This is a genomic window from Achromobacter sp. SLBN-14, from assembly GCF_006715415.1.
In the GTDB taxonomy this organism is placed as follows: Bacteria; Pseudomonadota; Gammaproteobacteria; order Burkholderiales; family Burkholderiaceae_B; genus Achromobacter; species Achromobacter mucicolens.
In genome coordinates, this window is sequence record NZ_VFNE01000001.1 from 1,978,628 (window position 1) to 2,004,060 (window position 25,433).

Genomic DNA, 25,433 nt, shown 5'->3' on the forward strand with positions numbered 1-25,433 from the left:
GTGCACAACCTCGTCCGCCTTCGGCTCCCTTCGGTTTCCGCCGGGCGCATCTAAACGCCCCGCCCACCCCAGGCCCACGCCACACCGGGCTCTGCGGTTGAATCTTTACGGGCGGCGGGGCGAGTCGGGTTCTTGAGGTTCTTGCACGCAGTCGTTTGGAAGAGAAGCGTCTTGCGGTGCCCGTCCCCGTTCGGCTGTCGTGGTCAAGTTTTAGTGGACACTTAGGTCGGTTGTTTTCGCGGCCGGCGGGCCTCATAGGTGGCCGGAGCCAGATACCCTAACGTAGAGTGCAACCGCCGGGTGTTGTAGAAGTTCTCGATGTAGTCCTGGATGTCCCGATGGGCCTCGGCACGGGTGGCGTAGGACGCCTTCCATAGGCGTTCGACCTTCAGGCTCAGGAAGAATCTCTCCATGACTGCGTTGTCCCAACAGTTTGCTCTGCGACTCATGCTGCACACGATGCCGTGCGCAGCAAGAATTGCCTGGTATTCCGCGCTTCCGTACTGGAAGCCTCGATCGGAGTGAAGCACGAGCCCAGGTCGAGGTCGGCGCTGCCGAATTGCCATCTCCAGTGCTTGGCGAACGACGGGCGTATGCGTCGTTGGCGATGTCGCCCAGCCAATCAGACGTCGCGAGTACAGATCCAACACGGCGGCCAGATGAAGCCATCCCTGAGCCGTATTGATGCAAGTGACATCCGTCACCCAAGCTCGGTTGGGCTGGCTCACATCGAACTGCCGATCGAGCACGTTCTTGAACGTCGGCTGCCCTAAATCGGTGATCGGGTTGCGAACGAACCGACGCTTCCAAACGGGTCTTAGAAAGGCCTGCCGCATCAGAGTGCGCGCACGATAGCGGCCAATGACAATGCCTTCAGCTCGCAACGCGTGAGAGATACGGCGGCTACCGTACGTCGATCCACTTGCGTTAAATGCCGCGGCTACATGCACCTGTTCGCGCAACGCCTTAGGACGTATCCGTCGGCTACGCTGAGCGTAATAACCGGATCGGCTAACACCCAACACCCGGCAGATGTGGCTGACGTGATAGGCCTTCTGTTGCATATGCGCCACCAGGGCAAAGCTCACTTGAGCTCGCGGGCAAAGAAGGCCGAGGCTTTTTTTAACAGCTCCATGTCCACCTTCGCTTGGCGCAACTCCATCTCCAACTCGCGGATACGTCGTTGCTCGGGCGTGATCGGCAAGCCTGGACCAGGATCGCCCAGTCGATCTGCCTTGTACTGGACCAGCCACCGCCGCAGTGCTGTCTCGCCTATCCCCAACGATTTGCAGACCTCGGCCACGCTAAGGTCTTTGTCCATAACCATGTGAACCGCCTGAAGCTTGAACTCAGCCGTAAAGGCACGCCGCTTTATCTTGGTCATGACTCACCTCCTAGGTTCAACCTAAATGGGTGTCTACCAAAATTAGACCACTACAGGCCGCGCGGGCGGCCTCCGGGGACTTACGCGGCGTCTTGCGTCGTGGCGATGACGCTTCGCGCGTGGCTGCGCCTGCCCCTGGTGTCTGACACCCAGGGGAGACTCCCGTCAGACCAAGAGCGTCTCCCTAGGGTGTCAGACACCGGCAGCAGCAAACGCTCTAGGCAGGTTCAGGCAGCGACGCCAATAATCCTCCTAAGGTGTCTGACACCCTGGTGAGATTCCCGTCATACCAAGTGCGTCTCCCTAGGGTGTCAGACACCGGCAGCAGCAAACGCGCTGCGCAGGTTCAGGCAGAGACGCCAATAATCGTCACTTGAACCCCAGTGCCCGATGGGCGGCGCGTACGGGTCGGCAAGCTGTGGCTACCCGTCGACGCGCCGCCCATCACCGCCCCTCCCCCCGTGACGGCGGCCCATTAGCTAACAACCCTCTGCCAGCGCGCAAGCGCACACCGCCACGACGTCCCACAGCCCAGATGCCGATTGCCGCCGCCCGGGCGGCAGCAAGTCGGCGGCCCCGCAGATCCCCTGCCCTGACCACAGGTCTTACAGCGCCCCAAACCAAAGACCCTGGCAGCACGGCGTCGCGGGCACCGTGGGTGCGAGCGCCGTCGATGCGCCCGAGGGAATCTGAAGGGAGCCGAAGGCGGACGAAGATGACGAAGGGGCAGTCCGGAGCGAAGGCTCCGGACCGCAATCGTGGGCGATCGTGCCCACGGTGACCGCGGCGTCGGGCGACCTACGAAGACGGTCGCAACGAGGACCAATGTCAGACACCCAGGAAATGCGCTCCTCAACGCGAAATACCGTCTCCGAGGGTCGTCTCCGCGCACGTCAGACACCTAGGTAAAGCCAGATCCGTAGTAGACAAAACCGCCCCCCCCAAATACCACCAACATCCACCCCCATTCGCCTAGAATGTCGCCCACCAAAATCGCCATCAATCGCCCCCCGTCATGTCCGCCCCCCCCACAAGCGCCATCGCCTACGGCCTGGCAACGTTAGCCGCCGACGGCACCATCCTAGACACCTGGTATCCGCGGCCCTCGCTCGCCGATAACGCCCCGCCCACGGGAACGCGTCACCTGACGCCAGAAGAAGCGCGCGCCGCCCTCGGCGAGCACGTCGCCACCGCGCTCGTCCGGGACACCCGCCGCAAGGTGGATATCGTCGCCGTGCGGACCGCGATTTCGTCGCTGGATGAGCCGCCCGTCGATGCGCACGATGCCTATCTGCGGCTGCATCTGCTCAGCCACCGGCTCATCCGGCCGCACGGCGCCAATCTGGATGGGTTGTTTGGGGTGCTGGCCAACGTCGCGTGGACCTCGGTGGGGCCTTGTGCGGTGGAACAGGTGGACGCGCTGCGCTGGCATCTGCGCGCCACCGGGCAGGTGCTGGAAATTCGCAGCGTGGACAAGATCCCGCGCATGACCGATTACGTCGTGGCGAGCGGCGTGCGCATCGCGGACACGGCGCGTGTGCGGCTGGGCGCGCACCTGTCGCCGGGCACCACCGTGCTGCATGAAGGGTTCTGCAATTTCAACGCTGGCACGCTGGGTGCGTCCATGGTCGAAGGCCGCATCAGCGCGGGCGTGATCGTGGACGATGGCACCGATATCGGCGGCGGCGCGTCGATCATGGGCACCATGTCGGGCGGCGGCAAGCAGGTGGTGTCGATCGGCAAGCGTTGCCTGCTGGGCGCCAATTCCGGCCTGGGCATTTCGCTGGGCGATGACTGCGTGGTCGAAGCCGGCTGCTACATCACGGCCGGCACGCGGGTGCTGACGCCGGAGGGGGCCGTCGTGAAGGCGGTGTCGCTGGCGGGCCAGCATGGGCTGCTGTTCCGCCGCAACTCGCAGACGGGCGCGGTGGAGGCGCTGGTGCGCACCGCGGCGTGGGGCACGTTGAATCCTGCCCTGCATTCGGGGCATTGAATGAAACATGGCCGCCCCCCGGCGGCCATATCTTGCGAAGCGTGGCGCGATCGGCTTGCTGGGCCGGTGCCCGGCGTCAGGCGTATTGCGCCGTCTGACCCAACCGGTCGTAGACCAGGTTTACAAAGAGGTCGGAACTCAGGATGTTCGCGACACGGCACGTGAAGACCGTCTCGCCGTTGTCGTCCTGCAGGGTGACCGCGTCGGTCCAATCGTCCAGATCGATGGGCTGCAGCGACTCGTATGGCCACGTGGCGCCGTCGATATGCAGGCCTTGCGCGGACAGGGACAGCTCGCGCGTCTTGAGGTCGGGGAAGCCGCCGCCCGCGATATAGCGGAACGCGACGCGCGCGCCTTGCGCCTGCAGCGCTTCCAGCACCGGCAGGCGCTGCGCCACGTACTGCGCGCGAAAGGCATCCATGAAGGCGGGGAAATCGTCGACGCCGTCGGCGGTGGTCCAAGCGCCTTGCGGGGCGCTGCGAAACGCCAGGCTGTCGGCGGGAGCCGCGGCCGTGTCCGGGCGGCTGGCGTACAGGCAGAGGTCGTGGATGTCCGCGAACGCGGTGTAGCAGCGGGCGCGGCCTTCCTGAGCGACTACGCCTTTTTCGTGCAATTCAAAGCAATCCGGGGCGCGCCCCGTGCGCGTAAACACCGCGAATGCGTCTATGGCCTGCGGGGTTTGGCTATCTGTCATGCAACTTCCTGATTGGATTGGGGTGCTCTCGCGGCCCAGGACGTCGCAATGTCTTGCGAGCCGTATTCTCGCCCATATGCGAAATACGTGCTTGATGACCCCAATTCCCGCACTTTCGACGCAGATCACTCGCCCGGCGGAATCGGCGCAAACCGGAAGTGCTGCACGTTGCCGCGTCCCGCGATGATTGCCGTGGATTCGGGCACTTCTTCCCAGACGCCCGCCATGTCCGACAGGGGCTCGGACAGCAGCAGGAAGGCGTCGTCGTCCATGGCGGCGATCTGCGCGTTGTCGGGATAAAGTTCGCGCAGGTGGCGCACGCAGGTGTTGTGAAACAGCGTGCGCGAGTCGCTTTCGCTGGAATAGCGCACGGCGATGAGACGTTCGCCGTCCAACGCGCACACCGTCATGTTGATGGGATGCGCCACCCCGTGACGCCGGCCGGCTTCCTCCACGGCGCCGACCATGCGGGCGATGGCCGCGATGGGATCCTCGTCCAGGCCGAACGTAAGGGCCAAGAGAAACATCACCTCGGAATCCGTGGAGCCTTCCAGCGACCCGAAATACCCGGGCGCGATCATCAGCATCAGGTCGCGCCGCAACAGCGGATAGTCGCGGATGAGGCCGTTGTGCACGAACAGCCAGTGCCCGTGGCGGAAGGGGTGGCAATTGGTTTCCTGCGCGGGGGTGTCGGTGGCGGCGCGGATGTGTGCGACGAATAGCGGCGCATGGATGGCGCGCGCCGCCTCGCGCAGGTTGCGGTCGTTCCAGGCGGGGTGCACGCTGCGGTAGCGAAAGGGCGGCTCGGCGGGCCGGCCTTCGATGGCGCGGCTGTACCACCCCAGCCCGAACCCGTCCCCGTTCGTGGTGGTGGCGCCCAGGCGCGAATGCAGGCTCTGCTCGATGAGCGAGTGCTTGGCCTTGAACAGCACGCTCTCCATCTGCAGGGGACTACCGGTATAAGCCAGCCAACGGCACATGATGCGCTCCTTCGATCCGGACAGGCCAGTGTAGGAGCGAGGCAGGACTTTCTCCAAGCCCGCGCCGCCGGCCCTATTTGTTCAGCAGCGCCTTCAGCATGGCCATGCGCTCCTTGGGGCTCATGGCGGCCGTCGCGTCGTCTTCCTGGATGCGCACGTCGCCCAGTCCCATCTCCTCGATGAAGCGTGAGGGCTCGCGGACCAGGTCTTCGCGCGCACGGCGGCGGCGCTTGCACCAGCTCAGGTGCAGGCTGCGCTGCGCGCGCGTGATGCCGACATACATCAGTCGCCGTTCTTCCTGGATGCGGGTGGCCAGGTTTTCGGCCGCACGCGCCGGGTCGCCGACTTCGTCGTCCTTGCCCAGGTGAGGCAGCAGGCCTTCTTCGACGCCCGCCAGGTACACGTGCGGATATTCCAGACCCTTTGAGGCATGCAGCGTCGACATCTTCACGGCATCGGGCTCGTCTTCCTCGCCACGCTCCAGCATGGTGACCAAGGCGACGTGCTGCACCAGGTCAAAGAGCGTCATGTTGTCTTCCTCGGCCTTGCGCTTGAGCCAGCCGGTCAGCTCCAGCACGTTCTGCCAGCGCGTCTGCGCGGGCCGTTCCTCGAAGAGTTCGAACAGGTGGCGCTCGTACTGAATGGCTTCAAGCAGGTCGTCGAGAATCGCGCCGGCCGGTTCCGCGGGCGCCGCGTCCTTGCCCGAAGCCGCACCGCGACCGGCGCGCCACTGCATGCGGCGGATGAATTCAGCAAACGTGCGCAGCTGTTCAAGCTGGCGGGGCGCGAGCACGCTTTCGAGGCCGGTCTCGGCCACGGCGGCAAGCAGCGACAGTTCTCGGCTGGCCGCATACTGGCCCAGCGCCTGCAGCGTGGCCTGGCCGATGCCGCGCTTGGGCGTGGTTGCCGCGCGGATGAAGGCGGGATCGTCGTCGTCGTTGGCCAGCACGCGCAGATACGCCAGGATGTCGCGCACTTCCGCCTTGTCGAAAAAGCTCTGCCCGCCGGAAATCGTGTACGGGATCTTCAGGTTGCGCAGCGCCTGTTCCAGGATGCGCGACTGATGATTGCTGCGGTACAGGATGGCGAAATCCTTCCACTGGGCCTGGCGCTCAAAGCGCGCCGCCGACACCTTCATGGCGATGGACTCGGCCTCCTGTTCCTCGCCGTCCATGGCCGCCACCGTGATGGGTTCGCCCACGCCCAGCTCGGACCACAGTTTTTTCTCGAAGAGCTTGGGGTTCTTTTCGATGACCTGGTTGGCCGCCGCCAGGATGCGCTGCACCGAGCGGTAGTTCTGCTCGAGCTTGATGAGCTTGATGTTGGGGTAGTCGGTGGTCAGCTTGGCCAGGTTCTCGATGGTGGCGCCGCGCCAGGCATAGATGGCCTGGTCATCGTCGCCCACCGCGGTGAACATGGCGCGCGAGCCCGTCAGCAATTGCACCAGCCGGTACTGGCATACGTTGGTGTCCTGGTACTCATCGACCAGCAGGTAGCGCACGCGGTTCTGCCAGCGGGTGCGCACTTCTTCGTTGCTGGCCAGCAGCTGCGCGGGAATGCGGATCAGGTCGTCGAAGTCGACCGCCTGATAGGCGGCCAGCGTGGCGGCGTAGCTGCGATAGACGTTGGCGGCTTCGACGTCGCCCGGGGTGATGGCTTCACGCGCGGCGTCGTCCGGTTCCATCAGCGCGTTTTTCCACAGCGAGATGATGCCCTGCACGTGGCGCAGGCGGGCCTTGTCGGTGGTCGCCAGCAGTTCCTGGATGATCGACATGGCGTCGTCGGCATCCAGGATGGAGAACGTGGGCTTCAGGCCCGCGTTGCGCGCTTCTTCGCGCAGCATCTTCACGCCCAGCGAGTGAAAGGTGCTGATGATCAGGCCCTTGGACAGCTTGCGGTCCACCAGCGTCTTCACGCGCTCGTCCATTTCGCGCGCGGCCTTGTTGGTGAAGGTCAGCGCCACCACGTTGCGGCCCATGTAGCCGCATTCGCGCAGCAGATACGCGATCTTCTGCGTGATGACGCGCGTCTTGCCGCTGCCGGCGCCCGCCAGGACCAGGCAGGGGCCGTCCAGGTAAAGCGTCGCCTCCCGCTGCGCGGGATTCATGCCGTGGCCAATCGGTTCGCTTGCGGACATTGGAGATTCAGATCGTCATGCGTTGCGGCGGCCATGCCAGGACAGCCGGCAAGCAAGGGGCCTGCCGCTGCCCGTCAATGGGCCGGAAAAACGCGAGAAAAAGGGGACGGGCGCAGCCGCCGCAGCGGGTCTGCCGCGCCGGTGCGATAGAGGAAGACGATCATAGAACAATCGGGTCGATGGCGCATCGGCGGGTGGCCGCAGAGGCGCCCCACGTGGCCGCAGGTTCGCGGCTCCGGAGCAATGCAGCGGCGAACTGTTGCCGCAGCGCCCCGTCGCACGCGCGTCCCGCTTCACCGCCGATCAGATTTCCAGCGGATCGACTTCCAGTTGCCAGCGCACGCGCGCCTCGTTGGCCAGATAAGGCAGGTGGTGGGACCACGAAGCCAGAAACGCTTGCAGGGCCGGCCGGCTGCTGCTTTCGGCCAGCAGTTGGGCGCGCTCGATGTTGGCCACGCGGACCACGCGCAGCGGCACGGGGTCATACAGCATGATCGCGTCCATGCCCGGAAAATCGGCGGCCCACTCGCCCTCGGGCAGCACGCGCGCCTGCTCCAGGAACGCCTGGGCCACCTTGAGCTCGCGCGCTTCGGCGGTGAGCAGCGCCTGGTAAACGAAGGGCGGAAGCCCGGTGCTTTCGCGCTCGTGCAGCGCATGGCGCGCGAATCCGGCGTAATCGTGGCGCAGCAGGGCCTGGTACACCGGCTGCTCGGGGTAGCCGGTCTGGATCAGGACTTCTCCGTTGCCCTGGTGGCGGCCCGCGCGGCCGGCCACCTGCATCAGTTGCGCAAAGAGGCGCTCGGGCGCGCGGAAATCATGGGCGAACAGCATCGAATCCGCGTTCAGCACGCCCACCAGTCCCAGCCGCGCAAAGTCGTGGCCCTTGGCCACCATCTGCGTGCCCACCAGAATGTCGACCTCGCCGGCGTGCACGGACGCGAACAACGCCTCGGCACTGCCCTTCTTGCGCGTGCTGTCGGCGTCGATGCGCAGGATGCGCGCCTCGGGAAAGAGTTCGGCCAGGTGTTCCTCGACACGCTGGGTGCCGCGGCCCATCGGCGCCAAGTCCTGGTCGCCGCATTCGGGGCAGGCGCGCGGCACGGGGGCCTGGTATCCGCAGTGATGGCACTGCAGGCGATGGCCGCGGCCATCGGTGCGATGCAGCACGGTAAAGGCCGTGCACCGCGGGCAGTTGCTGACCCAGGCGCAGGACTGGCAGTGCAGGACGGGCGAATAGCCGCGCCGGTTCAGGAAGATCAGCACCTGTTCCTTGCGCTCGAGCCGCTGGCCGATGGCCTCGACGAGCTGCGGCGACAGGCCTTGCTTCATTTGCAGGCGGCGCGTGTCCACCAGCCGGATCTTGGGCAGTTCGCTGGAGCGGGCGCGGCCCGGCAGCGTCAGGCGCAGGTAGCGGCCGCGCTCGGCGTGCTGCCAGGTCTCCAGCGACGGCGTGGCCGAGCCCAGCACGACCGGGATGTTCAGATCGTGAGCGCGCCACACGGCCAGGTCGCGCGCCGAATAACGCAGTCCGTCCTGCTGCTTGTAGGACGCATCGTGTTCTTCGTCGACCACGATCAGCCCCAGCTGCGTCAGCGGCGCGAAGATCGACATGCGCGTGCCCAGCAGCATGCGGGCTTGTCCGCGATGGGCGCGGGTCCAGGCCTGCAGCCGCTCGCCGTCGGACAGGCCGCTGTGCATGACCGCCAGCCCCTCGGGCCCGACCAGCGACTCCAGGCGGGCCCGCAGCGCGGCTTCAAGCTGCGGCGTCAGGTTGATTTCCGGGACAAGCAACAGCACCTGCCGCCCCGCCGCCAGGACCTTTTCGGCGGCACGCAGGTAGACCTCGGTCTTGCCGCTTCCCGTCACGCCATGCAGCAGCACCGGCTTGAATCCGTCCAGCGCGCCAATGGCTTGCACCGCGGCTTCCTGCGCTTCGTTCAGCGCGGGCGGCTGGTCGGGCGTGGCCGGCGCGCGCACGGTCTTGCGCTTGCGCGCATCCATGCGCGCCACGGGCCCTTCCCCGGACCGCTTGCCCTGATAGGACGTGGGCTTGCGCAGCGGCGGCGGCAGCGTGGGCAGCATCACCTCGCCCAGGGGCCGCTGATAGTAGTCGGCGGCAAAGCGCGCCATGCGCAACCACGCCTCGTCGAACGGCGGCAGATCGTCCAGCACCGCCTCGATGGGCCGGATCTGTTTGGGCTCAAAAGAAGGTTCGGCGGGATTGTCGACGACCACCCCGATCATCTTGCGCCGGCCGAACGGAACGATCACCCGCAGGCCGACGGCGATCGGCGCATCGCTGCGGTAATCGAACGGGCCGGGCAACGGCACGTCCAGCGCGACGCGCACCCAGCACACCGCTGAGGAGTCGGGCTTTACTTGCGCGTCAGGCAGGGAATCGGGGGACATTCATCTACAGAAATAGGACTAGCCGAAAGTATGAGAAGCGCCAGGCGCGGCATGGGACGATTGTCGCCTGCCCGGACGCCATTGATCCACCGACGCCTGTGGATAACTTTGGGGAAAAGGCAAGAGCAACATCGGAAAATGGAATATGGCAAGAATGCACAAACTATTGCATCCCTGTTGATAAGCGACATTTTCCGATATAAAACAGGCACTTGAGGCCGGTTTCAAGAATGTAAGCCAGCTTGGGAAGGGTTTTCCCCGAGGCTGAATTTATTGTGCACAAGTCGCCTTCGCGGCCTGCTTGCTTCGGCCCTTGGGGCCGAAGCGTTCACTTACTTACGCGTGCAGGGCGCGGCTGTGTTGGTGGACTTCATCGACCAATTCAGCTACCGCTTCTGGCGGAGTAAAGCGAGAAATGCCATGTCCCAGATTGAACACATGGCCGCCCTTGCCCACCGGTCCGAACGCGTCCAGCACCCGACGCGCCTCTTTGCGGATGGCGCTGGCGCCACCAAAGAGCGCCATCGGATCCAGGTTGCCCTGGAACGCGACCGAATCCCCGGTGCGCCGGCGGGCCGCCGCCAGATCCACCGTCCAGTCCAGGCCCACGGCATCGCTGCCACAGGCTGCGATATCTTCAAGCCATTGACCGCCGCCCTTCGTGAAAACGATGACCGGCACGCGCCGGCCTTCGTGCTCGCGGGTCAGGCCCGCCACGACCTTCTTCGTGTAGGCCAGCGAGAACTGCTGAAAGAGGCCATCGGCCAGCACACCGCCCCAGCTGTCGAACAGCATCACGGCCTGAGCGCCCGCGGCGATCTGGCCATTCAGGTATTGCAGGGTGGCTTCGGCGTTGATCTCAAGGATGCGATGAAGCAGATCCGGGCGCGAGTACAGCAGCGTCTTGATGAGGCGGTAGTCGTCGCTGCCCTTGCCTTCAACCATGTAGCAGGCGATGGTCCAGGGGCTGCCAGCAAAGCCGATCAGCGGCACCTTGCCGTCAAGATCGCGCCGGATGGTGCTGACCGCGTCGAACACGTAGCGCAGCTTGTCCATGTCGGGCACCGCCAGGCGCGCCACGTCCTCTTCGGTGCGGATGGGATGCGCAAACCGCGGGCCCTCGCCTTCGGCGAAGTCCAGCCCCAGACCCATCGCGTGCGGCACGGTCAGGATGTCCGAGAACAGGATGGCCGCGTCCAGGTCATAGCGTTCCAACGGCTGCAGCGTGACTTCCGAGGCAAAGTCCGGATTCTGCGCCAGGCCCATGAACGAGCCCGCACGCGCGCGCGTCTCGCGGTACTCAGGCAGATAGCGGCCCGCCTGGCGCATCAGCCAGATGGGGGTATAAGGCACGGGTTCGCGCATCAGGGCGCGCAAGAACACATCGTTCTTCAAACGGGGAGCGGACACGGCTAACCTCGATGATCGGAAGCCGTGAGTTTACTTCCCCTGGCCAGCAAGGCGCGCGGCGGCTGTATCCGGGCGATTGCGCACGCGCAAGGGGCAGCGCAGGGGACGGGTTGGCGCCTTTGCGCCTTAGCCGCCTTCGTGCTGCAGGGCGGCCGCCTGCGCGGCCTGGCGGTAGGGTGCGGCTTCTATGCCGTGCTTGCGCATCAGGGCCCAGAACGCCCGGCGGTGCTTGGCGCACGCGCGCGCTGCCTGCGCCACGTTGCCCCCGTGGCGCGACAGCGCGTGGCGGATGTATTCGCGCTCGAATCCGTTTACCACCTGCGCCTTTGCGGCGCGAAAGGTCTCTGGCGCGCCCCGCTTGTATTGGTGGCGCATGCTGCTCAAGGCGTGTTCGATGACATCGACGGCCACCCTGGGACGCGCGGACGCCGCGTGGGGACCGATAGACGGGTGGTGCGCATGAGGCGCATGACGCCCGAGCAATGAGTGGGACGCGTGATGCAAGAGCGGCGCGCGCTCAAGCTCGCCGGCGTCGGAGAAGCGTTGCCCGGCGAGCGCATGCCCGGCGCCGCCCGTCGGCGCGTCGGCGCTCAGATAGCTGGCCCGGCGCTCATGGACCCCGCCCGTCGCGCCGGCGCCCGGCAAGGCGCTGCGGCGGGCGAGGCGAACCAGCCGTACGCGCAGGCTTTCCAGGCACACCGGCTGGCCGATGAAATCGGCCGCGCCCAAGCTGAGCAGATCGAGAATCGCAGGCGCCTTCACGTCGTGGATCATCAGCAGAATGGGGGTGGAGAGCGCGCTGCTGGCTTGCTGCAGTGCCATCCGGGCCCACGCCAGCGAACCCGGCGCCACGGGCAGGATGCAGGCGTCGTAACGCCGCAGCGACAGCGACTGCCGGGCAAGGGAGCCCGGCGGCGGCGCCAGGGACACCGCATGCAGCCGCACGCGCGTCACCCTGCCCTGATGGCCTTCGACCCAGGCGCCCATCGTCGTTTCATGATCGGGCGCCATCAGCACCCCGCAATCCAGCACGTCTCGCATGCCTTCCTCGTTTGCATCGCAAAACTGAAGGCTACTGTTGCAACACCTCCGCGACTATTCGTAGTGAACGCATTGCGGCTGACCGTGACGGGGCGTCCGCATGGGTTTCGAAGTTTCGCACCCGCATGAAAAAAGCGGCCCGGGGGCCGCTTCTTTCGTGTCCGGGGCAAGCCCGGAGAACCGCGTTGCCGCTTAGTGCGAGCGGCCGCCTTGGCGCAGCTTGCGCGCCGCGATTGCTTGTGCAGCCAGCATGGCGAGCTCGGCTTCGACGACAGCGATGTCAGCCTTGTCCTTGGCGTTGGCCAGGGCCAGTTCGGCCTTCTGGCGCGCTTCCAGGGCGCGGGCTTCGTCGAGGTCGGCGGCACGGATAGCCGTGTCGGCCAGAACCGTCACGCTGCCCGGCTGAACTTCCAGGATACCCCCGGCGACGAAGATGTTTTCCTCGCCTTGGTCGGCACGAACGATCTTGACCGTTCCGGGGCGTATGCGCGAGATCAGCGGGGTGTGGCCGGGCAGAATGCCCAGTTCACCCGACTCGCCAGGCAGAACCACGAACTTCGCCTCACCGGTGAAGATCGCTTCCTCTGCGCTGACCACATCCACATGCAGGGTAGCCATATCGGTTCCTTATTGCAGTTTCTTGGCCTTCTCGAAGGCCTCGTCGATCGAACCGACCATGTAGAACGCCTGTTCCGGCAGGGCATCGCACTCGCCGTTGACGATCATCTTGAAACCACGGATGGTTTCGGCCAGCGGAACGTACTTGCCGGGTGAACCGGTGAACACTTCGGCGACGTGGAACGGCTGCGACAGGAAGCGCTGGATCTTACGTGCGCGGGCCACGGCCTGCTTGTCTTCCGGCGACAGTTCGTCCATGCCCAGAATCGCGATGATGTCGCGCAGTTCCTTGTAGCGCTGCAGCGTCTGCTGCACGCCACGGGCCACGGCGTAGTGCTCTTCGCCGACGACTTGCGGGTCGAGCTGACGGCTGGACGAATCCAGCGGGTCGACGGCCGGGTAGATACCCAGGGCGGCGATGTCACGCGACAGCACGACGGTCGAGTCCAAATGCTGGAAGGTCGTGGCAGGCGACGGGTCGGTCAAGTCGTCCGCAGGGACGTACACGGCCTGGATCGAGGTGATCGAGCCGGTCTTGGTCGAGGTGATGCGCTCTTGCAGCTTGCCCATTTCCTCGGCCAGCGTGGGCTGGTAACCCACGGCGGACGGCATACGGCCCAGCAGTGCGGACACTTCGGTACCGGCCAGCGTGTAGCGGTAGATGTTGTCCACGAAGAACAGGATGTCGCGGCCTTCGTCACGGAACTTCTCGGCCATCGTCAGGCCGGTCAGCGCCACGCGCAGACGGTTGCCGGGGGGTTCGTTCATCTGACCGAACACCATCGCGACCTTGTCCAGAACGTTCGACTCTTCCATTTCGTGGTAGAAGTCGTTGCCTTCACGGGTACGCTCACCCACGCCGGCAAACACCGACAAACCGCTGTGCTGCTTGGCGATGTTGTTGATGAGTTCCATCATGTTCACGGTCTTGCCCACGCCGGCGCCGCCGAACAGGCCGACCTTGCCGCCCTTGGCGAAAGGGCACACCAGGTCAATAACCTTGATGCCGGTTTCCAGCAGTTCCACCGACGGCGACAGTTCGTCGAAACGGGGAGCGGCTTGGTGGATACCACGCTTTTCTTCGTGCTGGATCGGGCCGGCTTCGTCGATGGGACGACCCAGCACGTCCATGATGCGGCCCAGCGTGCCGGTGCCGACGGGCACCGAGATCGGGGCGCCCGTGCCGGTGACCTTCATGCCGCGGCGCAGGCCGTCGCTGGAGCCCAGCGCAATGGTACGCACCACGCCGTCGCCCAGCTGTTGCTGCACTTCCAGCGTCAGACCCTTTTCGGCGAACGAGGAACCCTCGTCGGCCAGAGTAAGCGCTTCATAGATCTTGGGCATTTGATCGCGGGGGAACTGAATATCCACCACGGCGCCGATGCACTGAACGATGGTTCCGTTGCTCATGTCGATTCCTTGCTTGATAGCTTTTGACGGGATGCTGCCTGCCTCAAACGGCGGCAGCGCCCCCTACGATTTCCGAAATTTCTTTGGTGATCGCGGCCTGACGGGTCTTGTTGTAGACCAGTTGCAGATCGCCGATGACCTTCTTGGCGTTGTCCGACGCCGCCTTCATGGCGACCATCCGGGCCGACTGCTCCGAAGCCATGTTCTCGGCCACGGCTTGGTACAGCAGGCCTTCAACGTAACGCTGCAGCAGGTCGTCGATCACGCTACGGGCGTCGGGTTCGTAGATGTAATCCCAGCTGTATTCCGACTTCACTTCCGAGGTCTTGGCCAGGCTTTCGGCGCCCGTCTGGTACGGATCTTCCAAACCGCTGGCCAGCGGCAGCAGACGCAGGAACAGGGGCTCTTGCTTCATCGTGTTGACGAAGCGGGTCGAGGCCACGTACAGCGCGTCGATACGGCCTTCCAGGTAGGCGTCCAGCTGCACCTTGATCGCGCCCAGCAGGCGGTCCAGTTGCGGCTTGTCGCCCAGTTGCACTTCCTGGGAAACCAGTTTGGCGCCGATACGGGTCAGCACACCCACGCCCTTGTTGCCGAAAGCGGTCGCTTGCACGGCGATGCCGTTTTTCTCGAACTCTTTCAGCTTGGCCAACGTCACGCGGGTGATGTTGGTGTTCAAGCCGCCGCACAAACCCTTGTCGGTCGTCACCATGACCACGCCGACCGCCTTGATTTCGCGTTCGACCAGGTACGGGTGGCTGTACTCGGGATTGGCCTGCATCAGGTGCGCAGCAATCTCGCGCACCTTGGTGGCGTACGGACGGCCAGCACGCATCCGTTCCTGCGCCTTGCGCATCTTGGATGCGGCGACCATTTCCATCGCCTTGGTGATCTTGCGCGTGTTTTGCACGCTCTTGATCTTGGTTCGGATTTCCTTAATTCCGGGCATTGCGCTTTCCTGTGAAGACTGGCCGATGGGTTCCGCTCGCGCCTCAACCATCCGGGAAGGATGGGTGAGGCGCCTTGGACGCCTAACCCATCACTTTCTTAAAAAGCACCGTGCTTCTTGAATTCCTGAACGGCGGCGGCCAGTTCGGCCTCGTCGTCCTTGGACAGTTCCTTGGTGTCTTCGATGCGCTGGATCAGGGCCGCGTGCTTGGCCTTGAGCTGATCCTTCAGCGACTTCTCGAACGACAGCACTTGGGCCACGTCCACGTCATCCAGGTAGCCGTTGTTGACCGTGTACAGCGTGACGGCCAGTTCCCACACCTGCAGCGGCTGGTATTGCGGCTGCTTGAGCAGTTCCACGACGCGCTTGCCGCGCTCGAGCTGGCGGCGGGTCGCGTCGTCCAGGTCGGAGGCGAACTGCGCGAAAGCGGCCAGTTCACGGTACTGCGCCAGGTCGGTACGGATACCGCCGGACAGCTTCTTGACGACCTTGGTCTGGGCAGCGCCACCGACGCGGGACACCGAGATACCGGCGTTGATTGCGGGGCGGACACCGGCGTTGAACAGGTCGGTTTCCAGGAAGATCTGGCCGTCGGTGATCGAGATCACGTTGGTCGGAACGAAGGCCGACACGTCGCCTGCCTGGGTTTCGATGATCGGCAGCGCGGTCAGCGAGCCGGTCTTGCCCTTGACGGCGCCTTCGGTGAACTTCTCGACGTACTCTTCGTTGACGCGAGCGGCACGCTCGAGCAGACGCGAGTGCAGGTAGAACACGTCGCCCGGGTAGGCTTCGCGGCCCGGCGGACGGCGCAGCAGCAGCGAGACCTGGCGGTAGGCCCAGGCTTGCTTGGTCAGGTCGTCATAGACGATCAGGGCGTCTTCGCCGCGATCGCGGAAGTATTCGCCCATCGTGCAGCCGGCGTAGGCGGCCAGGTACTGCATGGCGGCGGAGTCGGAAGCCGAGGCGGCCACGACGATGGTGTATTCCATCGCGCCGTGCTCTTCGAGCTTGCGGACCACGTTGTTGATCGTCGACGCCTTCTGGCCGATAGCGACGTACACGCAGGTGACGCCCTTGCCCTTCTGGCTGATGATCGTGTCGACGGCCACGGCGGTCTTGCCGGTCTGGCGGTCGCCAATGATCAGTTCGCGCTGGCCGCGGCCGATGGGAACCATCGAGTCGATAGCCTTGATGCCGGTTTGCAGCGGCTGCGACACCGAGCGGCGGGCGATAACGCCAGGCGCCACTTTTTCGATGATGTCGGTGGCCTTGGCGTTGACCGGGCCCTTGCCGTCGATCGGCTCGCCCAGCGTGTTGACCACGCGGCCTTTCAGTTCCGGACCAACCGGAACTTCCAGAATGCGGCCGGTCGTCTTGACCTGGTCGCCTTCGGAAACGCCGGTGTAGTCGCCGAGAATAACGGCGCCGACGGAATCACGCTCGAGGTTGAGCGCCAGACCGAAAACGTTGTTGGGGAATTCGAGCATTTCGCCCTGCATCACGTCCGACAGGCCGTGGATGCGGGTAATACCGTCGGTCACGGACACGACGGTGCCCTGAGTACGGACATCAGCCGAAGCGCCCAGGCCCTCGATGCGGCTCTTGAGCAGTTCGCTGATCTCGGAGGGATTGAGTTGCATATTGACTCCTGGAATCCTGTTAGTAGCCTTAAGCGGCGAGCTGATCGCGCATGCGGACCAATTGGGCTTGTACGGAAGTATCGAGCACCTGGTCGCCGACGGCCACGCGCACGCCGCCGATCAACGACGGGTCGACGGTAACGCTGGGCTTGAGCTTGAGGCCGAATTTTTGTTCGAGCGCGGCGACCAGATCCTTGACCTGGGCATCGCTCAGCTCGAACGCGCTGGTGATTTCCGCCTGCGCCGTGCCTTCGTGACGATTCCGCAGCGCGACGAATTGCGAGGCGATCTCGGGCAGCAGCAGCAGCCGGTCGTTTTCGACCAGCAGCTCGATGAAATTACGGGCGGCTTGCGGCAAATCGGCCTTGATCAGGCCGGTAAACAGTTCGACGCGCTGCTTGTCGCCCAGACGCGGATCGGCCATGGCCTCGCGCACGTCGGGGTTGGAGGCGACCTGCGACATTTCGCTGACCAGGTCGGCCCACGCCGGCAGACCGGCCTTGTCGTCGCGCGCTGCACTGAAGAGCGCTTCAGCGTAGGGCCGGGCAACAGTGGAAAGTTCAGCCATGACGGTCCCGGATTAGAGCTGCGCGCGGAGCTGGTTCAGCAGCTCGGCGTGTGCGCGGGCGTCAACCTCGCGCTTGAGGATCTGTTCAGCACCCTTGACGGCCAGCGCGGCGACGTCGTCGCGCAACGCTTCGCGGGCGCGCTGGACTTCCTGCGCGGCATCCTGGGCAGCCTGCGCCACGATGCGGGCACGTTCGGCTTCCGCTTCGCGGCGGGCCTGCTCGATCAGGGAGGCGGCTTGCTTCTCGGCCTCGATGATGCGTGCGTGGTTTTCGGACTTGGCAGAAGCCTCGATCAGACTGACGCGCGCCTGGGCTTGAGCCAGGTCGGCTTTGCCCTTCTCGGCGGCGGCCAGGCCGTCGGCGATTTTTTGGCGGCGCTCGTCCATCGCCTTCGTCAGGGGAGGCCACACGAATTTCATCGTGAACCAGCCCAGAACGAAGAACACGAGCATCTGGAAAATGATCGTCGCGTTCAGATTCACGGTCGTTCCTTTAACACCTTTCGGCTCCGACCGCACCCGGAAAGGGGCGTCGCGGAGCACTCGATACTTTGCTGACCGGCGATGGAGCCGTTGCTCTCATCGCCGCCAGCGTCATGACCCACCTATTTGCCGGCGGGCGGTGCCTTAGCCGACGAACGGGTTGGCGAAGGCGAACAGCATGGCGATACCCACGCCGATCAGGAATGCCGCGTCGATCAGGCCAGCCAGCAGGAACATCTTCGTTTGCAGAGCGTTCATCAGTTCAGGCTGACGAGCCGAAGCTTCCAGATACTTGCCGCCCATCAGTGCGATGCCGATGCAAGCGCCGATAGCGCCCAGACCGATGATAAGACCGCAAGCGAGGGCAACGAAAGCGACGTTGGTCATGACAACTCCTTGGTTAGAAATCTGAAGTCAAAAATTGAAAAATAAGAGGTACAGCTCAATGCAAGATAATCTTGCTATCCGGTGCCGGCCGGGTGGCCGACGCCGGAAATTCGGGGGATCAATGGCCTTCGTGAGCCTGGCCGAGATACACCAGCGTCAGCATCATGAAGATGAAGGCCTGGAGCAGAACGATCAGGATGTGGAAGATTGCCCAGATCGAGCCGGCCAGGATGTGGCCGATGCCCAAGCCGATGCTGGCGCCGTTGAAGCCGGTCCAGGCGCCGCCCAGGAGGGCGATCAGCATGAAGATCAGTTCGCCGGCGAACATGTTGCCGAACAACCGCATGCCCAGCGACACGGACTTGGCGGCGTATTCGATCAGGTTCAGCAGCAGGTTGAACGGGGCCAGCACGATGGCGCCCAGGCCATGCGCATGGAACGGCGCGGTGAACAGTTCTTTGACGAAACCGCCCGGCTTCTTGATCTTGATGCCGTAGTAGAACATCAGGAGCAGCACGCCCAGCGACATGCCCATCGGCACGTTCAGGTCGGCGGTCGGGAGGATGCGGTGGTAATAGAGGGGATCGCCGTGCTCAGCACCCAGGCCGGTCAGGCGCCAGATGGAGGGCAGCAGGTCGACGGGCAGCAAGTCCAGCGCGTTCATCAGGATGATCCAGAGGAACACGGTCAGGGCCAGCGGGGCGATGAAAAGACGGCTCTTGGCGTTGTGGACGATGCCCTTGGCCTGGTCGTCGACCATGTCGACGATCATTTCCACGAAGGCCTGGAAGCGGGAAGGAACACCGCTGGTCGCACGGCGGGCAGCGCGCCACAGGAAGAAAATGACGATCAGGCCCATCAGGCCGGACCAGAACAACGAGTCGTAATTGATGATGTCGAACTGAGCAATAGCGCTCTGTTTCTCACCGGTATTGTTCAGATGCACCAAGTGATGCTGAATATACGCGGATTGAGGCGACACGTCGCTGGCAGCAGCCATTTGAACCTATCCTATTTGCTGTATGCCCGGTCCTTGCGAACCGGACGATTCCACGATTTCGTTTGCCGCAACTTACTCGGCGCTAAGACAGCCTGCGGAACATCAGAAGCAGGAGATAGCCTTTCAGGGTGAGTATCAGGCCGAGCAACGCGGCAGGCCACACAAGCCAGTCATGCGTCACACGCGAAAGCAGCCACAACAGCAATGCCGTTGCGAACAACTTGATCAACTCACCAGAGAGAAAGGTAAAGGGACTGGCCTTGCCGGCCCGAACGCTGACAGCCAGGCGCAATGCGAACAACGCATTGGGTATGAAATACGCTCCTGCCCCCGCCAGCGCCGACCAACCTGCCGCCGCCCCTCCGACAACCCCCGCAATTACTGCTGCTGCGAGCCCCATGGCGCCTTGCGCCGCCAATGCCAACAAGAGCCCGCGGCTGGCTTGAGCGTTCAGCGCCGCGCGATCCGCGTCACTGAGCACCAGAACTTCCACCACGTCCGGATCGATCGAATCCTGATCCAGACTGGGCTTCAGACTTTCCGCCCCTAGACTTTGTCCAGGACCTTGCCCTAAACCCTGCCGTTGCTGCATGGAGTTCTGCCGCATCAAACTTCCCCGCTTAACCTGGCCCTGTGGGAACCGGCGCGCTTTTTGAAGCGCATGTTTCTTATCCCGCAAGCGTCAAACCCGCAGAGTATAGCTTGGTTTTTTGCACCCTAGCAAATGAACTTTCGGCCGTTTGTAAGGAGGCAACAACGCCTGCTTGCGGCGGAAAAATTGGGGACGAGCGAGCGCTCTGCCGGGGCGTGGCCGCCGGTCCCGCCTCTGCAAGAAAAGGCGCGCGGCCCCTTGTCGGAGACCGCGCGCCTTGTGCGTTCTGGCAGATGCGCGTCGGCAGCGATGCGTTCAGCAGATTCGGGCTTGCCCGGGATTAGTCTTCCTTGACAGGCGGCGGCGCCCACTGCCCGTCCAGGGCGGTGTTCTGCGGCGAGTACAGGCGCATGCTGAGGACGAACGGACCGTCGGCGGCAGGCGTGCTGACCCAGTTGGCGCGCTTGGATTCGCCCGGATCGCGGCGCTGCACGTAGATGTCGAGCGAACCGTCGGCGTTGTACTTCAGACCGTCGGTGCTGCGGATCACGTAGCGGTTGGCCGGATTCTCGGCAAAGCCGTACTTGCTGTTGTAGACGTGCAGCGACCAGAGCTGGGCCGGCGGCAGCTGGCCCTTGTCGAAATGCAGGACGTAGTCTTCGCTGGAATCCAGCGGACGTCCCTTGGAATCGGACACGGTCACCGGGTACAGCACGTCTTCCGGCGTGGGCGCCCCCAGACCGGCATAGGCGATGGCAGCACGGCGCGTGTAGTCGGTGCCGTAGGTGCCGATGCCCGTCAGCACCGTGTTCCAGCCGTTGATCGGGGTGGCCAGGCGCGAGACGTTGTCGGCGATGCGGCGGCCGGCCAGGGGTTGCGCGTCGGTCAACGCCTGCTGCACTGCCGGGCTCAGGCGGCCATACGAGAACGGCTGGCGGTCATCCAGGCCGATGCGGCGCATGCGGTCCAGCATGGGCGTGTCGTTGGCGTGCGGCGGGTTGTTGCGCAGCGCGTCGAAGAACACGGCAAAGTACGAAGCGGCATCCATGCCCGCGACCTGCTCGGCCGGGGTGCCGTCGGGCACCGTGACGGCCGGCGCCGGCATGGGCAGGTTGCTGCCGATGGGCGCGGTGCCGATGCCCGAGCCGGTCTGCGGGTATGCGTTGCCGGCGTTGCGGCCGCGCGGCGCGGTGGCGGGCGTCACGGGGACCAGCAGCGGACGCGCGGTCATGCCGGACTGGATCTGGTTGACCGCGGCGTAGTCCTGCGGACCGCCCGCCTGCGTCCAGCCGATCAGCCAGCCCATCGAGGTCGGGCTGCGGATCACGTCGACGCCGGCCGGCACGGTGCCGTTCCAGTTCGGGCCGACGATGGCGAAGGACTGCGCGCCGTTGCCATTGGTGCGCGTGCCGCGCGAGGCAAAGACGTCGCTCCACATGTCCAGCGCCGACAGCACGGTGTAGCGGCCGCCGGTGTCGGGCAGATTGATGATGAGCGGCGCGCGCGAGACGTCGAACCACAGGCTGGAGTACAGCGCGTCGGCGCTGGGCCAGGGCGTGTCAGCCGCGCGCGGATCCGGGAAGGCGGCCTTGTGGCCGAACTGGTTCATCGGCGCCTTGCCGTCCAGCGGGCTTTGCACCGCCGTGGCCTGGCGGCGTGCCAGTTCCATAAGCACCATGGGATACGCGTAGACGTAGGCATCGATGGCCGTATCGCGCAATTCCGCCTCGCTCATCCGCGGGGCGTCCTGCGGGGCGGCGTACGGCGTCTCGGAAACCAGGCGCAGCGTGGATTGCGGCGATTGAGCCTGGGCGACATTGATGAAGCAGACGCTGAGCGCGCCGGCGAGCGCAGCCGTGGTCAGCCGGCGGGTAGCGATGGGTTTACGCATGCAAGGCTCCTTCTTGATTTTGTTTGCAATCGAGCCGCCGCGCGGGATTTGCCAGTGACAGCAAACCGCTCTGGCGCGGCACCTCGGGATGACGCTCATTCAGGATAGGGCCGAAGTCTGCAACAAGGTGCTAGCCAGACGTTTCAAGGCGAAACCTGCACTTTGCGTGCAGATGGCCATGAAAAAGCGCGCCTTCATAGGGCGCGCCTGGCAATGCGTGGCCTGCGATTCACGCAGGCACAGCCGTAACAAGGATTAACGGTGTTTGAAGTCGGGTTTGCGCTTTTCGGTGAACGCGGCCATGCCTTCCTTCTGGTCTTCGGTGGCAAAGAGCGAATGAAACACGCGGCGTTCGAACAGCAGCCCTTCGTTGAGCGAACCTTCGAAGGCGCGGTTGACGCATTCTTTGGCCATCATGACCGACGGCAGCGACATGGAGGCGATGACGGTGGCGGCGTCCATGGCTTCCTCAAGCAGCTTGTCCGCGGCAACCACGCGCGACACGAGGCCGGCGCGCTCGGCTTCCTCGGCGCCCATCATGCGGGCGGTCAGCGCCAGGTCCATGGCCTTGGCCTTGCCGACGGCGCGCGGCAGACGCTGCGTGCCGCCGGCGCCGGGAATCACGCCCAGCTTGATTTCGGGCTGGCCGAACTTGGCGGTGTCGGCCGCGATGATGATGTCGCACATCATGGCAAGTTCGCAGCCGCCGCCCAGCGCGTAGCCGGCCACGGCGGCGATCACGGGCTTGCGGATGCGCTTGAGCGTTTCCCAGTTGCGCGTGATGTATTCGCTGCCGTACACGTCCATGTACGACCAGTCTTTCATGGCGCCGATGTCAGCCCCCGCCGCGAAGGCCTTTTCGCTACCGGTGATGACGACGCAGCCGACGTCGGGATCGGCCTCGAACGCCAGCAGCGCGGCGCCCAGTTCGTCCATGAGCTGATCGTTCAGCGCGTTGAGCGCCTTGGGACGATTCAGCGTCAGCAGGCCGACTCGGCCCCGGGTTTCGACCAGTACAAACGACTCGCTCATGAATGTCTCCGGTAATAAGATATGAGCATGAAAAAAAATGATGACGTACCTCCCATACTTTACCGCCTTGCGCCGCACGATCCCGCCGGCCACCGCTACCGGATAACCCTTACGATCGCATCGCCCTCGCCCGCCGGGCAGCGCCTGTCGCTGCCCGCCTGGATCCCGGGCAGCTACCTGATCCGCGATTTCTCGCGCCAGATCGAAACCGTGTCGGCCCGTGCCGGCACGCGGCGCGTGACTGTCGACAAGATCGACAACCACACCTGGCAGGCCGCGCCGTGCGAGGGCCCGTTGCAGGTCGAGTACACGGTCTACGCGTGGGATCTGTCGGTGCGCGGCGCGCATCTGGACGAGACGCACGGTTTCTTCAATGGCACCAGCGTGTTCCTGCGCGTGCACTGCCAGGACCACGAGCCCTGCCTGGTGGACCTGGCGCCGCCGCGCGGCATCGACGGCTGGAAGGTCTACACGAGCCTGCCCGAAGCCGCAGGCCACAAGGGCGCGGCGCGCCGTCACGGTTTCGGGCTATACCTGGCGCCGGACTATGACGCGCTGATCGATCACCCGGTCGAGATGGGCACGCCGCAGGTGTCGCGCTTTGTGGCGCACGGCGCGGAGCACGAGCTTGTGTTCACGGGCGTGGCGCCGAATCTGGATCTGGCGCGCATCACGGACGACGTGAAGAAGATCTGCGAGACGCAGATCGCTTTCTTCGAACCCCGCACGAAGCGCGCGCCGTTCCTGGACAGCGCGGACCGCTATGTCTTCATGACGATGGTGACGGGCGACGGCTACGGCGGCCTGGAGCATCGCGCCAGCACGGCGCTGATGACGGCGCGCAAGGACCTGCCGGTGCTGGGCCAGCAAGGCCAGGGCGAAGGCTACCGGGGATTCCTGGGGCTCGTGAGCCACGAGTATTTCCACACCTGGAACGTCAAGCGCATCAAGCCGGATGTCTTCGCGCCGTACGATCTGTCGCAACCGGACCTGACGCGCCTGTTGTGGGTGTTCGAAGGCTTTACGTCCTACTACGACGATCTGCTGCTGCTGCGCTCGGGCGCGATCACGCGCGCGGATTACCTGCGCCTGCTGGCCAAGACGATCACCAGCGTGGCCCGCACGCCGGGCCGCCACAAGCAGTCGGTGGCAGAGAGCTCTTTCGATGCGTGGACGCGCTATTACAAGCAGGATGAGAATTCGCCGAATGCGCTGGTGAGCTACTACACGAAGGGTGCGCTGGTGGCGCTTGGGCTGGATCTGCTGATCCGCGAGGAATCGTCGGGCGCGTATTCGCTGGACGATGTGATGCGGTTGCTGTGGGATCGCTATGGCCGGGACTTCTATCGGGGCAAGCCGCACGGTTTGCCGGAAGACGGACTGCCGGCGCTGATCGAGGAAGCGACGGGGGTGGACACGCGGCGCTTCATCGCTCGGCATGCGTATGGGACGGCGGATGTGCCGCTGGCTTCGTTGCTGGAAACACAGGGCGTGAAGCTGCAATGGAAGACGTCGGCCAATATTCCGTCATTGGATGTGCGCACGCGCAAGCAAGGCGACTCGCTGACGCTGGCGACGGTTCTTGAAGGCGGGGCGGGGCACAAGGGAGGCTTGTCGGCGGGTGATGTGCTGGTGGCTATCGATGGACTACGGGTGGATGCGCCGGCGGGATTGGATCTGCTGCTGGCACAGTACCGGGTTGGGGATCGGGTGACCGTGCATGTGTTTCGGCGGGATGAGCTGCGGGAGTTTCGGGTGAAGTTGAGTGGGCCTGAGGCTGCGGAGTGTGTGTTGGTTTAAGCGTTTTGACTTGCGGAGGGTTGCCGCAAAAAAACTATCCCAGACAGCGAAAACTGGAAGCAAGAACCGCAGCAGTCGGCTGGTGAACGGTTCCTTCTGGAATGCGAATCCAGTGTTCGGCCTCGACCGTATTCATGGCGCGGTTCGTGATTCAAGATCCATCTCCGCGGGCCACTGGACCTTCGGCGCCAGGCGCAGGGCGATGTTGTAGGGAGCGACGTCGTTGGCATCACGAAGTTCGGCACGATCGGGGTCGAGGCCGCTGATGCCGTTCTGCATATAGGCGCACACGTACGCCCAGAAGTTGGAGGTGTTCGCAGCGTCGGTGTTCAATTGGAAGCGCGCCACGACGTTGTTCGTGCCGGGCGTCACCACCGCGATGGAGACACCTTCCTTGATGATGAGCCCGCCGCCAGGCGTCGCGCCACGGACTTTCCACTTCTCTGCTCGCAAGTCATCCCAGTCGTAACTCGTCGTGGTGACGCATCCGCGATCGAAGGGATTCCACCAAACTGATTGGAAGTCGTAGACGTATACCTTGCGACGTAGGCGATTGAAGCGGAGCGGAAGATCGCGGGGCGGGGAAACGTCGGCACGATAGAAAATGCATGCTGCGTAAGCGCACAGGGCAAGTGTCATTACGTCTAGAAAGACAATTCCAACAATCTCACCTACGGAGCTGAAAGCCGCCGCAGTCGCATAAGAATGCGCTGCGGAAAAAATTACATACTTGAGACCCACCCATGCCATAACCAGTGAGAAGTAAAAGATCCCACCGCGAAGGCTCGAAGTGTTCCGGGCGAACTGGACATACGTTCCATCCATATGCGTCGGTGCCTGCCATAGCAGCATTGGGGGCTCGTCGAGCGGGTCGTTGGGGCCGGGAAGATCCCGTTGCCAACCGAGGCTGGGGCGATTCAGTTGAGGTTTCGCCAACAGAGTTCCTTAGAAATGTCGATGGCGGCGAAGTGGGCGTTCGCCAATCGAATGTACCGGGGCTGTGGGGCTGCAGTGG

The 25,433-nt window shown here is 64.3% G+C and carries 21 protein-coding genes; 2 read left to right on the forward strand and 19 right to left on the reverse strand.

All coding sequences use genetic code 11. The annotated features are described in order from the left end of the window. Positions 1–221: 221 nt before the first annotated feature. A protein-coding gene (locus FBY20_RS09035) for an IS3 family transposase (protein ID WP_174245396.1) occupies positions 222–1,384 on the reverse strand; the annotation gives its coding sequence in 2 pieces (ribosomal slippage) (positions 222–1,114 and positions 1,114–1,384; 1,164 coding nt in all). 1,015 nt (positions 1,385–2,399) lie between these two features. Here FBY20_RS09035 and dapD point away from each other — a divergent pair. Continuing rightward, the gene (gene dapD, locus FBY20_RS09040; protein ID WP_056327603.1) at positions 2,400–3,377 is read left to right on the forward strand and encodes a 2,3,4,5-tetrahydropyridine-2,6-dicarboxylate N-succinyltransferase; all 978 of its coding nucleotides are present in this window, start codon (positions 2,400–2,402) and stop codon (positions 3,375–3,377) included. A 76-nt stretch (positions 3,378–3,453) separates the two neighbouring features. Here the strand turns inward: dapD and FBY20_RS09045 are convergent, their stop codons facing one another. The 17 genes from FBY20_RS09045 to FBY20_RS09125 form a co-directional block, all read right to left on the reverse strand. Further along, the gene (locus FBY20_RS09045; protein WP_142051574.1) at positions 3,454–4,071 is read right to left on the reverse strand and encodes a hypothetical protein; all 618 of its coding nucleotides are present in this window, start codon (positions 4,069–4,071) and stop codon (positions 3,454–3,456) included. Between the two features lie 125 nt (positions 4,072–4,196). Further along, on the reverse strand, positions 4,197–5,051 hold the full coding sequence (locus FBY20_RS09050) for a class II glutamine amidotransferase (protein WP_056327605.1): 855 nt from the start codon (positions 5,049–5,051) through the stop codon (positions 4,197–4,199). Positions 5,052–5,124: 73 nt separating this feature from the next. Continuing rightward, positions 5,125–7,188, reverse strand: a complete 2,064-nt coding sequence (locus tag FBY20_RS09055; RefSeq protein WP_142051576.1) for a UvrD-helicase domain-containing protein — start codon at positions 7,186–7,188, stop codon at positions 5,125–5,127. 303 nt (positions 7,189–7,491) lie between these two features. Next, entirely contained in the window at positions 7,492–9,597 is a 2,106-nt protein-coding gene (locus FBY20_RS09060; RefSeq protein ID WP_062840109.1) for a primosomal protein N', read from the reverse strand. A gap of 336 nt (positions 9,598–9,933) precedes the next feature. After that, a complete protein-coding gene (gene hemE / locus FBY20_RS09065) occupies positions 9,934–11,007 on the reverse strand; it encodes a uroporphyrinogen decarboxylase (RefSeq protein WP_108697056.1) in 1,074 nt (357 codons plus the stop codon). 126 nt (positions 11,008–11,133) lie between these two features. Next, on the reverse strand, positions 11,134–12,048 hold the full coding sequence (locus tag FBY20_RS09070; protein WP_142051579.1) for a helix-turn-helix domain-containing protein: 915 nt from the start codon (positions 12,046–12,048) through the stop codon (positions 11,134–11,136). Between the two features lie 192 nt (positions 12,049–12,240). Continuing rightward, positions 12,241–12,666, reverse strand: coding sequence for a F0F1 ATP synthase subunit epsilon (locus FBY20_RS09075; RefSeq protein WP_056327609.1), 426 nt, complete (start codon positions 12,664–12,666; stop codon positions 12,241–12,243). A gap of 9 nt (positions 12,667–12,675) precedes the next feature. After that, complete coding sequence (gene atpD, locus FBY20_RS09080; protein WP_056327610.1) at positions 12,676–14,076, reverse strand: F0F1 ATP synthase subunit beta; 1,401 nt, start codon at positions 14,074–14,076, stop codon at positions 12,676–12,678. A gap of 43 nt (positions 14,077–14,119) precedes the next feature. After that, a complete protein-coding gene (gene atpG / locus FBY20_RS09085) occupies positions 14,120–15,025 on the reverse strand; it encodes a F0F1 ATP synthase subunit gamma (protein WP_008167500.1) in 906 nt (301 codons plus the stop codon). A 98-nt stretch (positions 15,026–15,123) separates the two neighbouring features. Then, on the reverse strand, positions 15,124–16,665 hold the full coding sequence (atpA, locus tag FBY20_RS09090; RefSeq protein WP_056327611.1) for a F0F1 ATP synthase subunit alpha: 1,542 nt from the start codon (positions 16,663–16,665) through the stop codon (positions 15,124–15,126). 28 nt (positions 16,666–16,693) lie between these two features. Then, positions 16,694–17,233 carry a F0F1 ATP synthase subunit delta gene (locus FBY20_RS09095; protein WP_056327612.1) on the reverse strand — a complete coding sequence of 180 codons (540 nt, stop codon included), beginning with the start codon at positions 17,231–17,233 and terminating at the stop codon, positions 16,694–16,696. Positions 17,234–17,245: 12 nt separating this feature from the next. Next, positions 17,246–17,716: a F0F1 ATP synthase subunit B gene (locus FBY20_RS09100; RefSeq protein WP_008167494.1), complete on the reverse strand. Its 471-nt coding sequence runs from the start codon at positions 17,714–17,716 to the stop codon at positions 17,246–17,248. 144 nt (positions 17,717–17,860) lie between these two features. Then, a complete protein-coding gene (gene atpE / locus FBY20_RS09105; protein ID WP_003815363.1) occupies positions 17,861–18,103 on the reverse strand; it encodes a F0F1 ATP synthase subunit C in 243 nt (80 codons plus the stop codon). A 118-nt stretch (positions 18,104–18,221) separates the two neighbouring features. Further along, positions 18,222–19,103: a F0F1 ATP synthase subunit A gene (gene atpB / locus FBY20_RS09110; protein ID WP_056327613.1), complete on the reverse strand. Its 882-nt coding sequence runs from the start codon at positions 19,101–19,103 to the stop codon at positions 18,222–18,224. An 82-nt stretch (positions 19,104–19,185) separates the two neighbouring features. After that, on the reverse strand, positions 19,186–19,599 hold the full coding sequence (locus FBY20_RS09115) for an ATP synthase subunit I (RefSeq protein ID WP_063955419.1): 414 nt from the start codon (positions 19,597–19,599) through the stop codon (positions 19,186–19,188). A gap of 436 nt (positions 19,600–20,035) precedes the next feature. Further along, a complete protein-coding gene (locus tag FBY20_RS09120) occupies positions 20,036–21,586 on the reverse strand; it encodes a DUF1254 domain-containing protein (RefSeq protein ID WP_142051584.1) in 1,551 nt (516 codons plus the stop codon). Positions 21,587–21,841: 255 nt separating this feature from the next. Further along, positions 21,842–22,618, reverse strand: a complete 777-nt coding sequence (locus FBY20_RS09125; protein WP_056327615.1) for an enoyl-CoA hydratase — start codon at positions 22,616–22,618, stop codon at positions 21,842–21,844. 21 nt (positions 22,619–22,639) lie between these two features. On the opposite strand from FBY20_RS09125, the gene FBY20_RS09130 reads away from it, so the two are divergent. Beyond that, positions 22,640–24,418 (forward strand): M61 family metallopeptidase, encoded by a 1,779-nt coding sequence (locus tag FBY20_RS09130; protein ID WP_370458330.1) that lies wholly within the window; start codon positions 22,640–22,642, stop codon positions 24,416–24,418. Positions 24,419–24,550: 132 nt separating this feature from the next. Here FBY20_RS09130 and FBY20_RS27960 read toward each other — a convergent pair whose 3' ends face one another. Beyond that, positions 24,551–25,354 (reverse strand): DUF6708 domain-containing protein, encoded by an 804-nt coding sequence (locus FBY20_RS27960; RefSeq protein ID WP_254595406.1) that lies wholly within the window; start codon positions 25,352–25,354, stop codon positions 24,551–24,553. Positions 25,355–25,433 lie beyond the last annotated feature (79 nt).

Excerpts from the sequence above, each read along its gene's own strand:
- dapD (WP_056327603.1), top strand. The coding sequence starts at position 2,400 with ATGTCCGCCCCCCCCACAAGCGCCATCGCCTACGGCCTGGCAACGTTA.
- FBY20_RS09045 (WP_142051574.1), bottom strand. The coding sequence starts at position 4,071 with ATGACAGATAGCCAAACCCCGCAGGCCATAGACGCATTCGCGGTGTTT.
- FBY20_RS09050 (WP_056327605.1), bottom strand. The coding sequence starts at position 5,051 with ATGTGCCGTTGGCTGGCTTATACCGGTAGTCCCCTGCAGATGGAGAGC.
- FBY20_RS09055 (WP_142051576.1), bottom strand. The coding sequence starts at position 7,188 with ATGTCCGCAAGCGAACCGATTGGCCACGGCATGAATCCCGCGCAGCGG.
- FBY20_RS09060 (WP_062840109.1), bottom strand. The coding sequence starts at position 9,597 with ATGTCCCCCGATTCCCTGCCTGACGCGCAAGTAAAGCCCGACTCCTCA.
- FBY20_RS09070 (WP_142051579.1), bottom strand. The coding sequence starts at position 12,048 with ATGCGAGACGTGCTGGATTGCGGGGTGCTGATGGCGCCCGATCATGAA.
- FBY20_RS09075 (WP_056327609.1), bottom strand. The coding sequence starts at position 12,666 with ATGGCTACCCTGCATGTGGATGTGGTCAGCGCAGAGGAAGCGATCTTC.
- atpD (WP_056327610.1), bottom strand. The coding sequence starts at position 14,076 with ATGAGCAACGGAACCATCGTTCAGTGCATCGGCGCCGTGGTGGATATT.
- atpG (WP_008167500.1), bottom strand. The coding sequence starts at position 15,025 with ATGCCCGGAATTAAGGAAATCCGAACCAAGATCAAGAGCGTGCAAAAC.
- atpA (WP_056327611.1), bottom strand. The coding sequence starts at position 16,665 with ATGCAACTCAATCCCTCCGAGATCAGCGAACTGCTCAAGAGCCGCATC.
- FBY20_RS09095 (WP_056327612.1), bottom strand. The coding sequence starts at position 17,233 with ATGGCTGAACTTTCCACTGTTGCCCGGCCCTACGCTGAAGCGCTCTTC.
- atpE (WP_003815363.1), bottom strand. The coding sequence starts at position 18,103 with ATGACCAACGTCGCTTTCGTTGCCCTCGCTTGCGGTCTTATCATCGGT.
- atpB (WP_056327613.1), bottom strand. The coding sequence starts at position 19,103 with ATGGCTGCTGCCAGCGACGTGTCGCCTCAATCCGCGTATATTCAGCAT.
- FBY20_RS09120 (WP_142051584.1), bottom strand. The coding sequence starts at position 21,586 with ATGCGTAAACCCATCGCTACCCGCCGGCTGACCACGGCTGCGCTCGCC.
- FBY20_RS09125 (WP_056327615.1), bottom strand. The coding sequence starts at position 22,618 with ATGAGCGAGTCGTTTGTACTGGTCGAAACCCGGGGCCGAGTCGGCCTG.
- FBY20_RS09130 (WP_370458330.1), top strand. The coding sequence starts at position 22,640 with ATGAGCATGAAAAAAAATGATGACGTACCTCCCATACTTTACCGCCTT.